The following is a 12075-nucleotide window of genomic DNA, read 5'->3' as shown; positions in this document are numbered from 1 at the left end:
GCCCGGCGGGCGGCGGCCGCGCGCTCGGCGGCGGCCTTGCGGGCGGCCTCGGCGCGACGGCGGGCCTCCTCCTCCAGGCCGGCCTGGCGCTGCTCAGCCAGCTGCACCGACGTCTGCTGCAGCGATGCGAGCTGGGCGATGAGCGAGGTGCGCTGGGCGCTGATCGAGGCGGCCTCGCTGGCGGCGGCGCCGGCTCGGTCGGCCGCGGCCTGCCGAGCTCGCTCGAGCCGGGCAGCAGCCGCCTGCTGCTGCGCCAGCGCGAGGTCGGCCTGGCGGCGCATGAGCTCGGCGACGACCTTCGCCGCGTCGGCGGTGCCGAGCGCCTGGTTGGTGATCGAACCCGCGAGCCGGACGCCGGCGGCGTGGTCGGCGAGGTCCTGCGGCGACGAGACGCCGGCCAGCACCTCGATGCCGCCGAGCTGCGGGCCGCTGACGTAGGTGTCGACGGCGAGCCGGCCGACGGCCTCGCGCGCGTCGTCGGCCCGCTGCTGGGCGGCCGTGGCACGGGCGCGGGCCTGCTGGGCGGCCTTCGTGCGCTGGTCGAGCTCGACCTTGGCGGCGTTGTACGCCTCGGCGGCGACCTCGGCGGCCGTCTGCGCCTGCTCGAGCCGGGCGGAGGCCACGGCGAGCTGGGCCTGGATGGCGTCGACCTGGCCGGCCTTGCTGGTGACGGCGTGCTTCGCGTCGTCGACCTGCTGCTTCGAGGGGTACACCGGCCGGCCGGACCCGCTGGGGTCGGCGAGCGCAGGCGCCGCACCGGCGGTCAGCACGGCCGCGACGAGTGCACCCGTGACGGTCAGGGCGAGCGCGTGGCGGGGGCGGGCTGCAGAGGACACAGGGCCCCTTCGGTCCGTCGGACGCCGGACCTGAGCGGCCGACGGCGGCCACGGAGCGTGGGCGCGCCCGACAGACAGTAGGCCACTTCGGCCACAGAAGGAACACCAGTCACACAAGTCTCGCGGCAAGATCTCACGAGATCGGCACCGATCGGCGGACCGACACGCCGAATGACACGTGTGTGATTCAGCGCTCGCGGGGGTAGAGCCACCGGCGGACCCGCGCGGTCAGCCAGGGCATGACCACCCAGGTCATCAGACCCACCAGCGCCAGGGTGAGCACCAGCGAGCGCACGACGAGGTGGTGCAGGTGCGGCGCCACGAGCCAGGCGAACAGCATCTGCAGCGGCAGCACGGCGACGACGGTCAGCAGGGCCTGCTTCCAGCGGGGCGGTGCCGCCAGCCCGGGGCGGCCGGGCAGCTCGAACCACGCCTCCAGCCCGGTCACCCTCTGCGCGCGGTCGGCCAGCACGAACGGCGCCAGGCGCCCGAGCAGGGCCGCGCGCTCGGGCGAGTCCTCCCAGGCCCCGAGGGTGTGCGCCGAGTCGAAGCGGTACACCAGGTGGTGGTCGCCGTCGCCGCGGCCCGGGCGCAGCACGCTCGCACCGAGGAACCCCGGCCAGCGGCGGGCCACCTCGATCGCGTCGTCCGCCCAGCGCTCGAACCGCCCGGCGTCCTCGGGGCGCACCCGACGGCTCACCACCACGGTCACCGGGTCGGCGGCCCCCACCTGCTGCTGCATCGTGCTCACCGCACCAGTGTGCCGACGCCGACCCGGTGCCGACGAACGCCGTGGGCCGATCGGGCTACTGGTCGCGCAGCGCCTTGAGCGCGGTCTCGATGCCCCGGTGGAAGGTCGGGTAGGCGTACGGCATCGCCAGCATGGTCGACACCGGGATGCGGGCGTGGACGGCGAGCGCGAGGAAGCCGAGCACCTCCCCGCCGCACGGGCCGACCGACGTCGCACCGACGAGCACCCCGCGGTCGGCGTCCTCGACCACGTGGATGACGCCGGCGCCGCCGGGGCCGTGGATCCAGCCGCGGGTGGTCGACTCGAGCGGGGTCGAGCCGACCCGCACGTTCGGGTACTGCTCGCGGGCCTGCGCCTCGGTGAGCCCGACCGCGCCCACCTCGGGGTCGGTGAAGGTGACGCGCGGGATCGCGTGCCAGGTGGCCGGCTCACCGCCCTGGCCGAGCAGGTCGCGCACGACGACGTCCGCCTCGAACATCGACATGTGGGTGAACGCGCCGTGGCCGACCACGTCGCCGAGCGCCCAGACCTGCTCGGCACCCTCGACGCGGCACCACTCGTCGACCGGCACGGCGTGCGCGTGCGGGTCGACGCCCACGACGTCGAGCCCCACCGCTGCGACGTCGACCCGGCGGCCGCTGGCCACCAGCAGCCGCTCGGCGGCCACCTCGCTGCCGTCGTCCAGCGTCACGACCACGCCGCCGTCGTCGCCGGGCCGGACGCCGGTGGCGCCGACCCCGGTGCGCACGGTGACGCCGTCCGCCTCGAAGGCCTTCAGCACCAGCTCGGACGCCGCCGGCTCCTCCAGCGCGAGCAGCCGCTCGGCCCGCTCGACGACCGTGACCTGCACGCCGTACCGCGCCGACACCTGGCTGAGCTCGGCGCCGATCGCCCCGCCGCCCAGCACGACGAGCGACGCGGGCAGCTCCTTCGCCTCGATGAACTCGTGGTTGGTCCAGACGTCGACCGTGTCGATGCCGTCGATCGGCGGGATCGACGGCGCGCTGCCGGTCGCCACGACGACCCCCTTGCGCGCCGTGTACCGCTCGCCGTCGACCTCCACGGTGTCGGTCGACACCAGGCGGCCGCGGCCGCGCACGAACGTGACGCCCTTGCCGGTCAGGCGGTCGACCGCGACCTGGTCGTCCCAGTCGTCGGTGGCCTCGTCGCGGATGCGGGTGGCGACCTTCGACCAGTCGCCCGTCACGCCGTCGACCGACCCGGCCAGATCGGGCACCCGGCGGGCCTCGGCCAGCAGGCCGGCGCCGCGCACCATCATCTTGCTCGGGATGCAGCCCCAGTAGGGGCACTCGCCACCGACCAGCCCGGCGTTCACCGCCACCACCTCGAGGCCGGCTTCCGCCAGCCGACCGGCGACGTCCTCGCCGCCCGGGCCGAGACCGACGACGACGACGTCCGCTGCGTGCTCGCTCATGGGCTGATCCTCTCCCGCGGCGGGAGCGGCGGCTACCCGACCAGGCGCGCCGCGACGTCGAGGAAGGGGCGGGCCACCCGGTCGGCCCCCAGGTCGGCGACGTAGAGGCCGGTCGACACCCGCTCGAGCAGGGCCCAGTCGTAGACCACCTGCTCGTCGTGCCCGGTGGCCGCCGCGAGCCGGTGGCTCCAGCGGCGCAGGGTCGCCGCGGGGTCGTCGTCGGCGAGCAGCCGCACCGACCAGTCGCGCAGCACGACGCCGAGGTCGTACGCCGGGTCGCCCACGAAGCCGTCGGGGTCGACCAGCGCCACGCCGGCGGGCGCACCGGCGCGCGGTCGGCCGAGGCGCAGCGCGGTGCCGGGGTGCGGGTCGCCGTGCACGATCACGCAGGACGCCGGGTCGGCGGCGTCGGCGCGCTCGCCGGCGATCCGCAGCGCCGCGTCGACCACGTGCCGCGAGACCGGTCGACCGACCCGCTCCCAGGTGTCCTCGACCAGCTCGGCCAGCCGCACCGCCTTGCGCGCGGCCCGGCCGGTGGTCACCCGCTCAGGCGCGGGCTGCCACGCCGCCTGCAGGGTCTGCGCGAGCACGTCGAGCACCTCGTCGACGTCGCGGCCGGTGCGGTCGAGGTCGTCGCCGAGGTCCTCGAGCAGCAGCGCGCGACGCTCGAGGTCGGCGTCGAGCAGCAGGGCGTACCCCCGCCCCTCGGCCCGCCGCAGCGTCGCCACCTCGCGGTGGAACCCGGCACGCGGCATCGCCACCTTCAGCACCGCGGTGCCGCCGTCCGCGGTCGTCACGCGGACGACGTACGACCCGGTGCCGCCGGGCAGGGAGCGCCCCGGCTCGAGGCGCCACCGCCGCGCGAGGTCGTCGAGCAGCCCGGGCAGCTCCTCGACCCAGGCGGCGCCCTCGGCCCCCATCGACCGCACCCGGTGGCGCACCAGCGGCTGCAGCCTGGGGGCCGGGACGGTCACCCCCCTAGCGAACCACGAGGGGTGCCGCCCGCCGCGCTCAGTCCACGCGGGGCGAGCTGCTCTGCAGCTCGTCGATCAGCTTCGAGGCGTCGCCCTTGCTGATGTCGTCCGGCACGTCACGGCCCGCCTCACGGGCCAGGGTGTGCAGGTAGCTGAGCTGGGGGCCGGTCGCGGGCTCGTCGCCGGTGGCCCACTGGTCGACGGGCTTCTCTGGGTTCTGCTGCTCGGTCATGCGTTCGAACGTACGTGCGAACGCGCGCCGGCACATCTCGAACGCGCGACCGGCGCGTTCGGCGCGCCCTGCTACGCGGCCGGCACGCGCACCGGCTCCACCTCGACGGCGGGCTCCGCCCGCGGGTCGAGCAACGACTCTGCACGGTGCGCCACCACGAGCAGCGCCGACAGACCCCCGAGGCAGCCGATGGTCGTCGCGATCATCTGCGCCAGGTCCATGACGACGACGGTAGGGACGACCCACCGGGCCCGCACCTCGAAGCCACCGGACGGCCGAGACCGTTGTCGCACGACGAGAACAGGGCCGCTGCCGGAGGTGGCGGCACCCGCGGGCGAGAAGCGGCGGTGCCCTCGACGTGCGTCCAGGCGCCGGGCCCACCACATTTGGGTCCATGAGCCGGAACGAGCCCGACCCCGAGGACCCGCGCAAGCCGGACGGTCCGACCGACCTGGAGAAGCCCTCCCTGAAGTTCGCGCTGAAGCGCGCGCTCAAGGAGTTCTCCAACGACCAGTGCACCGACCTGGCGGCCGCGCTGACCTACTACGCCGTGCTGTCGCTGTTCCCCGCCCTGATCGCGCTGGTGTCGCTGCTCGGCGTCTTCGGCAAGGGCAAGCAGTCGGTCGACACCCTGCTCGGCATCGTTGAGCAGGTCGGGGCCGGCAGCGCCGTCGACAGCATCCGCGGCCCGGTCGAGCAGCTCGCGTCGTCGCAGAAGGCCGGCCTCGGGCTGATCATCGGCCTGCTGACCGCCCTGTGGTCGGCGTCCGGCTACGTCGGTGCCTTCGGCCGCGCGCTGAACCGCATCTACGAGGTCGAGGAGGGTCGCCCGATCTGGAAGCTGCGGCCCGTGCAGCTGCTCGTCACCCTGATCTCGCTGGTGCTGGTCGCCCTGATGATCGGCGCGCTCATCGTGACCGGCCCGGTCGCCACGGCCGTCGGCGACGCCCTGGGCATCGGCAGCACCGTCGTGACCGTCTGGAACATCGCCAAGTGGCCGGTGATCGCGATCGTCGCGATCCTCGTCGTGGCGCTGCTGTACTACAGCACCCCCAACGTCAAGCAGCCGAAGTTCCGCTGGATCAGCGTGGGCGCCGTGATCGCGCTGGTCACCTGGGTGATCGCCTCGGCGCTGTTCGGGTTCTACGTCGCGAACTTCAGCAGCTACAACAAGACGTACGGCGCGCTGGCCGGCGTCATCGTGTTCCTGCTCTGGCTCTGGATCACCAACCTGGCCCTGCTCTTCGGCGCCGAGGTCGACTCCGAGCTCGAGCGCGGCCGCGAGCTGCAGGCCGGCATCGAGGCCGAGGTCGACCTGCGCCTGCCGGTGCGCGACGACAAGAACATCCGCAAGAAGGCCGCCAAGGAGGCCGAGGACGCCGCGGAGGGCCGGCGGATCCGCGAGGAGTCCGGCAACTAGGCCCGGTCCCCCGACAGCACACGACCCCGGTCCGCCTGCACGGCGGGCCGGGGTCGTCTGCGTCTGGCGAGGGTCAGCGGCTGCGGACGGGCGTGCGCTGGTCGGCCGGCAGCACGACGCTCTGCGGGCGGGTCTGCTGGGTGCGGACCGCCGGCGCGTCCTGCGCGGCGCACCAGCCCAGCTCGCGACGAGCCCGGTCGACCGTCATCAGCGGGCACTGCATGGCGGCGTCCAGCCACCCGGCCCGCAGCGAGCGACCCGTCGGCACGACGGCCCGCGGGCGCTGCTCCGAGAGGTTGAACGCGCCGTCGGCGCCCGACAGCACCACGCGGGCGACCGCGCGCACGTAGTCGCCGACCTGCAGGGTCTGCACGCTCATCCGGATGACGCCGGACTCGGTCGACGACTGCGCGGCGTCGACCCACGGCCGGGCCATGACGTCGCGGGCCGCGCCCACGCGCTGCGGCTCGCGGACCACGAGGCCCGGTCGCAGGCGGGTGACCCGGCCGGCGGGCGCCACGGCGTCGACCAGGGCCTCGACGTCGGCCTGGGTGCGGCTGATCCGCGACCCCGGCACGCCGGAGACCGGCCAGCTCTCGTCGACCCGCTGCGTGCGGTTGCGGGCCGCGGCGTACGCGACGACGGACGACGTCACGACGAGGTGCGGCAGGCCGGCCCCGGCGGCCGCGAGCAGCCACTGCCGGGTCTCGCGGAGCACACGCTGATGGGCTTCGGTCTCGCTGCCGTCGTGCGGCAGGTCGGAGCCGAGGTGCACCAGGGTCGTGCTGGCGCGCAGGGCCTCGACGTCTGGCGTCGTCGGCACGACGACCTCGTCGACGCCATCGAGCGAGCGGAGGACGTGGGCGACGCCCTCGCGGAGGCGTGGGGTGCCGCCGACGAGGGCGACACGGGGGTGCTGGCGCATGGACCGCTCCCGGAACCGAGGGGGGGACGGCGACCTGCTGCACCGGGTTCGTCCAGATTCGCGCGGGTCGTGCCATCGCGCAAGCCAGAGGGCGTACCACCCGGCCGCAGCCGGTCGCTAGCCGTCGGCCTCGTCCGGCTGGTCGTCGGCCGGCCCGGTGGGCAGCGCGCCGGTGGCCGCGACCTCGTCGGCGACCGACGCCAGCTTGCGGTTCAGCCGCTGGCTGGCGCGGCGCAGCTCGTCGAAGGCCAGCTCGGGCGTGAGCTGCCGGCGGGCGGTGAGCACCCCGACGGCCACCCCGATCCGCCGGTTCGAGTCGAGCGCCCGGTCGAGGTGCGCGGACCGGCGTCCGGCCAGGTCGGCGGTGAGGGCGAGCACGGCCAGTGCGGCGGCGGTGCGCGCCCGGCCGACGGCCTCCGGCGGCAGCTCCCTCGAGCCCGACAGGGTCAGCGCGCCGACGTGGCCCGGCGGCTCGAGCCGCAGCGTCAGCGCCGCGGTCACCGGCGAGTCCTCGCGCAGCCGGGACCCCGGGAGCGCGGCCTCGTCGGCCCGCCAGCGGCTGACCGGCGCACCGCCCAGCACGTCGAGCACCGGGCCGCGGCCGAGGCGCAGCTGCAGCCGGTCGAAGGTCACGGCGAGCTCGTCGGTGCCGGCCACGACGCGCGGCCGACCGGGGCCGCGCGCCAGCACCAGGCTGGCGTGCTCGACGCCTGGTACGGAGCGGCAGGCGGCGTGCACGACGGCCTCGTGCACCTCGCGGCCGGTGGAGGCCTCGCTGAGATCCGCGCCGAGCACGCACTGCGCGAGCGCCTCGGCGGTCGTCGCGAACCGGGCCGCGTCAGCGGCCTCTTCGGGCTGGTCGAGCATGCACCTCTCCGTCGGGTCGATCCGGCCCGTCGGAGTTGAAGGCGACGACGATCGTACGTCGTCATCGCGCGCGGCACGCAATCGGCTGTGCCACGGTCTCCCCGAGGCCCTCCACCGGCAGGTGGTGCGGCACGGCGAGCTGACGGAGGCGTGCATGGCGGTCGTGGAGCGGCAGATCGACGCATCGGTCGAGCGCGTGTTCGAGGTGCTCTCGGACGGGTGGTCGTACTCGTCGTGGGTGGTCGGCGCGTCGCACATCCGCGCCGTCGCCGCCGACTGGCCCGCCGTCGGCAGCAAGATCCACCACGCCAGCGGGTCGTGGCCGGTGCTGCTGCGCGACGAGACGCGCGTCGTGGCCTGCGACGCCCCCCACCGGCTGGTGCTGATCGCGCGCGGCCGGCCGTGGGGCGACGCCCGCATCGAGCTCGAGCTCGAGGAGCAGGACGGCGGGTGCCTGGTCCGCATGCACGAGGAGGCCGTGAAGGGCCTGGGCCGACTGCTGCACACCCCCGCCACCGACGTCGTCCTGCGCGGCCGCAACCACGAGGCGCTCGGCCGCCTGCAGGCCGTCGCCGAACGGCGCACCAGCCCGGACGACTAGGGCTGCTGCGACCGCCCGCGCACCCGGCCACGCGCCACCAGCTCGAGCACCAGGAGCACGGCCACCGACTGCACGGCCAGCAGCGCCACCAGCACGACCAGCTGGACGACGGCGGCCTCCGCGGGTGACGCACCGCCGAGCAGCATGCCCACGAACGCCCCCGGCAGCGTCACCAGGCCGACGGTGCGGGTCTGGTCGAGCCCCGGCACGAGGGCGAGCGCGGCGTCGTCGCGGGCCACCAGCAGCGCGGCGTCGCGCTCCCGGAAGCCGATCGACAGCGCCGCCTCCCACTCGCCGTGCCGGGTGCGCAGCGCGTCGAGCGCGCGCCGTCCGGCGAGCACCGTCGCGCTCATCGCCCCGCCGATCAGGATGCCGGCGACGGCCACCAGGCCGGTGCCGCCACCGGGTACCAGGCGCACGCCGACCAGCAGCCCCAGCACCAGCAGGGCCGCGGCCGCGACCGCCGCGAGCGCCCACCAGCCGTCGCGACCGCCGGTCAGCCGCCGGGCCGCCGTGGCGCCCGCGACCGTGGTCATCAGGGCGACGAACGCGAGCGCGAGCGCCGCGTGCCGCAGCACGGCGGTGATGACGAGCGCGACGACGAGCAGCTGCACGACGGCGCGCGCCGCGGCCCGCAGCACCCCGCCGGCGTGGCCGAGCCCGCCCAGCGCGTTCACCGCGACGGCGACCGCCGTGCACAGCACGACCGCCGCCACGAGGGCCGGCGACACGACGTCGCCGTGCAGCTGCACCAGGCTGTCGCTCGCGAGCACCCGCCGGACGCTACGCCTCGCGCATCCGTTGCACCGACGGGCGGCCGTCCCCCGCGCTGGGTAGGTTCCGGATCGCCGTGCGGGGACCAGGCGGCACCCGCTGCGCCGAAGGGACCGCATTGCCCGGCACGCTCGCCGTAGCCCTCGGTGGCCCCCTCGGCGAGCTCGCACGCGCCGCAGCGGACGCACGCCCCGGCGTCGACGGCGGCCTCGAGCTCGCCGCGCTGCTCGCCGACCGCGTGCCGCTGCCCGGCGGCGGCCGCACCCTCGAGCGCTGGCAGGTGCTCGCCACGCTCGGCGGCGTCGACCTCACGGCCGCCCGCACGCTGGAGGCGCACCTCGACGCGCTGGCGATCCTGGCCGAGGCGGGGCTCCCGGTCGCCGACGGCGCGACGTACGGCGTGTACGCCGCCGAGGGGCCCGGGCAGCCGCTGCGCGCGGCGCCGCGCGACGGCGGGTGGCGCTTCGACGGTCGCAAGCCCTGGTGCTCGCTGGCGGGCCGGGTGTCGCACGCCCTGGTGACCGCGCACGTCGAGGGCGGACGCCGGCTGTTCGCCGTGCACCTGCGGCAGCCGGGCGTCGAGGTCGAGCAGGGCGCCTGGCACGCGCGCGGCCTGACCGACGTCGTCAGCTCGGCGGTCACCTTCGACGACGTGCCGGTCGAGCCGGTGGGCGACACGCAGTGGTACCTCGAGCGCCCGGGCTTCGCGCACGGCGGCATCGGGGTGGCCGCGGTGTGGTTCGGCGGCGCGGTGGCGCTGGTGCGCTCGCTCGTCGCGGCGTCCGGGCGGCGCGAGCCGGATCAGGTGGCGCAGCTGCTCCTGGGCGAGGCCGACCTGACGCTGCGGCAGGCCGGCGCGCTGCTGCACCAGGCCGCCGCGGCCGTCGACGCGGGGCAGGCGGCGGGCGACGCCGGCGCCCGGCTCACCCTGCGGGTGCGGTCGGCCGTCGCCGAGGCGGGCGAGCGCGTGATGACGCTGACCGGGCACGCGCTCGGCCCGGCGCCGCTCACCGGCGACGCGGAGCACGCTGCACGGGTTGCTGATCTGACCGTCTACGTGCGGCAACACCATGCCGAGCGCGACCTCGCCGCCCTGGGCCGCGAGGTGCTCGCCGCCGGTGCGGACGACGAACCGTGGTGACGTTCGACCACCGCGACCGCACCACCCCGGAGTCGGCCTGGTCGGCGTGGGAACCGTTGCGGCAGCTGCCTTCTCTGCATCTCGCGCCGACGCACCTGCTGGTCGTGGCCGCCCACCCGGACGACGAGACGCTCGGCGCGGGCGGCCTGCTCGCGGCGGCCGCCGACGCCGGCGTGCCCGCCGACGTCGTGGTGGCCACCGCTGGCGAGGCGTCGCACCCCCTCTCTCCCACCACCGATCCCCAGCGGCTCGCGGCCTGGCGCACGACCGAGGTGCGGGCCGCCGTCGAGAGGCTCGCGCCCGGCGCCACCGTGCACGTGCTCGGGCTGCCGGACGGCGGGCTGTCCGGTCGCACCGACGACCTGACCGAGGCGGTCGCCCGGCTCGCCCGCCCGGGCGGCTGGGTGGTGGCCCCCTGGCGCGGCGACGGCCACCCCGACCACGAAGCGGCCGGAACAGCTGCAGCCGGTGCGGCGCAACGGGTCGGCGCCCGGCTGCTCGAGTACCCGGTGTGGGCCTGGCACTGGGCGGCGCCCGGCGACGAGCGCGTGCCGTGGGACGACTGCGTGCGGCTCGACCTCGACGCCGGGCTCGCCGGCCGCAAGCGGGCGGCGATGGCGCTGCACAGGTCGCAGGTCGAGCCGTTGTCACCGCAGGAGGGTGACGAGGTGCTGCTGGCGCCCGAGGTGCTGGCGCACTTCGAGCGGTCCTTCGAGGTGTTCGTCGACGGCGGCGCCCCGGCTGCAGCGGGTCCCGGCTCGCTCGGCGCGGCGTACTTCGACGCGTTCTACGCAGCGGGCGGCGACGACCCCTGGGGCTTCGAGGACCGCTGGTACGAGCGGCGCAAGCGCGCGCTGCTGCTCGCCGCGCTGCCGCACGAGCGGTACGCCCGGGCGCTCGAGGTGGGCTGCTCGATCGGCGTGACGACCGTCGAGCTCGCCGCGCGGTGCGACCGGCTGCTCGCGCTCGACGCCGCGGAGGCCCCGGTCGCCCGCGCCCGCGAGCGGACGGCGGGGCTGGCCGGCGTCCGGGTCGAGCGGGGCGCCGTGCCGGGCGACTGGCCGGAGGGCCGCTTCGACCTGGTGGTGCTCTCGGAGGTCGCCTACTACTGCGCCGGGCCCGACCTCGACGCGCTGGTCGCCCGGGCGGTCGAGGCGCTGGCTCCCGGCGGGGTGCTGGCCGCCTGCCACTGGCGGCACGCGGTGGCCGACTACCCGACGTCCGGCGACGAGGTGCACGAGCGGCTGCGCGCGCACCCCGACCTCGCGGTGCTCGCCGAGCACGTCGAGGAGGACTTCCGGCTCGACGTGCTGGTGCCGCCGCCCGCGGTGTCGGTCGCCCGCGCGACCGGCCTGCTGCCGTGAGCACCATCGAGGCCGTCGCCGTCGTGGTGCCGGCCCGCGACGAGGAGGCGCTGCTGCCCGACTGCCTCGAGTCGGTGCGCGTCGCCGCGGGGGCCGTCGACGTGCCGGTGGTCACCGTGGTCGCGCTCGACTCGTGCGTCGACGACACCGCCGCCGTCGTGGCCCGCGCCGGTGCGATCGGCGTGCCCCTGCGCAGCGGACGCGTCGGCGCGGCGCGTGCGGCCGGCACCCGCGCTGCGCTCGACGCGCTCGCAGGCGTTGCGCCGCAACGGGTCTGGGTCGCAAGCACCGACGCCGACTCCCGGGTGCCGGCCGGCTGGCTGCGGCACCACCTCGCGCTCGCCGCCGCAGGGGCCGACCTCGTGCTGGGGGTGGTCGAGCTGCCCGACGACGGCGGCCTGCTCGACGTCGTCCGCACCTGGCGCCGGGCCTACGCCCGCCTGGTGCGCCCCGACGGGCACGAGCACGTGCACGCCGCCAACCTCGGCGTCCGCGCCTCGGCGTACCTCGCCGCCGGTGGCTGGGCCGACGTCGCCGCCCACGAGGACCGGCTGCTCGCCCAGGCCGTCGCCGCGCTACCCGGACGGCGCGTGGTCACCACGGTCGGTGCGCCCGTCGCCACCAGCGCCCGGGTGCTGGCCCGCGCCCCGCACGGCCTCGCCGCCGACCTGCGCGCCCTCGCCGCCGAACGCCCCCTCGGCGCCTGACGCACCCCATCGCTCCCTGCCGAGATGCGAGTAGTGGTTGGCCGAGGC

General features: G+C 76.3%; 14 protein-coding genes. 5 read left to right on the top strand and 9 right to left on the bottom strand.

Features of this window, described 5'->3' with window-relative positions; translation table 11 throughout:
* The 6 genes from ACYVI6_RS09275 to ACYVI6_RS09250 form a co-directional block, all read right to left on the bottom strand.
* The coding region (locus ACYVI6_RS09275) for a coiled-coil domain-containing protein (protein ID WP_460446096.1) at positions 1 to 836 on the bottom strand (836 nt) is incomplete at its 3' end.
* Between the two features lie 187 nt (positions 837 to 1023).
* Positions 1024 to 1578 carry an antibiotic biosynthesis monooxygenase gene (locus tag ACYVI6_RS09270; RefSeq protein ID WP_460446097.1) on the bottom strand — a complete coding sequence of 185 codons (555 nt, stop codon included), beginning with the start codon at positions 1576 to 1578 and terminating at the stop codon, positions 1024 to 1026.
* A 64-nt stretch (positions 1579 to 1642) separates the two neighbouring features.
* Positions 1643 to 3022, bottom strand: a complete 1380-nt coding sequence (locus tag ACYVI6_RS09265; protein WP_460446095.1) for a dihydrolipoyl dehydrogenase family protein — start codon at positions 3020 to 3022, stop codon at positions 1643 to 1645.
* Between the two features lie 32 nt (positions 3023 to 3054).
* Positions 3055 to 3996 (bottom strand): aminoglycoside phosphotransferase family protein, encoded by a 942-nt coding sequence (locus ACYVI6_RS09260; RefSeq protein WP_460446094.1) that lies wholly within the window; start codon positions 3994 to 3996, stop codon positions 3055 to 3057.
* A gap of 37 nt (positions 3997 to 4033) precedes the next feature.
* On the bottom strand, positions 4034 to 4228 hold the full coding sequence (locus tag ACYVI6_RS09255; RefSeq protein WP_460446093.1) for a DUF3072 domain-containing protein: 195 nt from the start codon (positions 4226 to 4228) through the stop codon (positions 4034 to 4036).
* Positions 4229 to 4299: 71 nt separating this feature from the next.
* Entirely contained in the window at positions 4300 to 4449 is a 150-nt protein-coding gene (locus ACYVI6_RS09250) for a hypothetical protein (RefSeq protein ID WP_284289453.1), read from the bottom strand.
* A gap of 173 nt (positions 4450 to 4622) precedes the next feature.
* Here ACYVI6_RS09250 and ACYVI6_RS09245 point away from each other — a divergent pair, with 173 nt between their 5' ends.
* Positions 4623 to 5648, top strand: a complete 1026-nt coding sequence (locus ACYVI6_RS09245) for a YihY/virulence factor BrkB family protein (protein ID WP_460446092.1) — start codon at positions 4623 to 4625, stop codon at positions 5646 to 5648.
* A 73-nt stretch (positions 5649 to 5721) separates the two neighbouring features.
* Here ACYVI6_RS09245 and ACYVI6_RS09240 read toward each other — a convergent pair whose 3' ends face one another.
* Together ACYVI6_RS09240 and ACYVI6_RS09235 are read right to left on the bottom strand one after the other, a co-directional pair.
* The gene (locus ACYVI6_RS09240; protein WP_460446091.1) at positions 5722 to 6471 is read right to left on the bottom strand and encodes a Rossmann-fold NAD(P)-binding domain-containing protein; all 750 of its coding nucleotides are present in this window, start codon (positions 6469 to 6471) and stop codon (positions 5722 to 5724) included.
* 219 nt (positions 6472 to 6690) lie between these two features.
* Positions 6691 to 7440, bottom strand: a complete 750-nt coding sequence (locus tag ACYVI6_RS09235) for an ANTAR domain-containing protein (RefSeq protein ID WP_460446090.1) — start codon at positions 7438 to 7440, stop codon at positions 6691 to 6693.
* A 154-nt stretch (positions 7441 to 7594) separates the two neighbouring features.
* On the opposite strand from ACYVI6_RS09235, the gene ACYVI6_RS09230 reads away from it, so the two are divergent.
* Positions 7595 to 8041, top strand: a complete 447-nt coding sequence (locus ACYVI6_RS09230) for an SRPBCC family protein (RefSeq protein ID WP_460446089.1) — start codon at positions 7595 to 7597, stop codon at positions 8039 to 8041.
* On the opposite strand, the gene ACYVI6_RS09225 is transcribed toward ACYVI6_RS09230, so the two are convergent.
* Positions 8038 to 8814, bottom strand: coding sequence for an ABC transporter permease (locus ACYVI6_RS09225; protein ID WP_460446088.1), 777 nt, complete (start codon positions 8812 to 8814; stop codon positions 8038 to 8040). The two genes, ACYVI6_RS09230 and ACYVI6_RS09225, sit on opposite strands and share 4 nt — an antisense overlap.
* Before the next feature lie 119 nt (positions 8815 to 8933).
* Here ACYVI6_RS09225 and ACYVI6_RS09220 point away from each other — a divergent pair, with 119 nt between their 5' ends.
* From ACYVI6_RS09220 to ACYVI6_RS09210, 3 genes are read left to right on the top strand one after another with little or no spacing between them, the layout of a single operon-like run.
* Positions 8934 to 9956: an acyl-CoA dehydrogenase gene (locus tag ACYVI6_RS09220; RefSeq protein ID WP_460446087.1), complete on the top strand. Its 1023-nt coding sequence runs from the start codon at positions 8934 to 8936 to the stop codon at positions 9954 to 9956.
* Positions 9953 to 11320, top strand: coding sequence for a PIG-L family deacetylase (locus tag ACYVI6_RS09215; RefSeq protein ID WP_460446086.1), 1368 nt, complete (start codon positions 9953 to 9955; stop codon positions 11318 to 11320). Before ACYVI6_RS09220 ends, ACYVI6_RS09215 begins: the two co-directional genes overlap by 4 nt.
* Positions 11317 to 12027 (top strand): glycosyltransferase family 2 protein, encoded by a 711-nt coding sequence (locus tag ACYVI6_RS09210; protein ID WP_460446085.1) that lies wholly within the window; start codon positions 11317 to 11319, stop codon positions 12025 to 12027. Before ACYVI6_RS09215 ends, ACYVI6_RS09210 begins: the two co-directional genes overlap by 4 nt.
* Positions 12028 to 12075: the final 48 nt, after the last annotated feature.

It is taken from the genome of Angustibacter aerolatus (assembly GCF_054776675.1).
The sequence above is the reverse complement of the archived record's forward strand: the minus strand, read 5'-3'. Positions and strand labels throughout refer to the sequence as shown.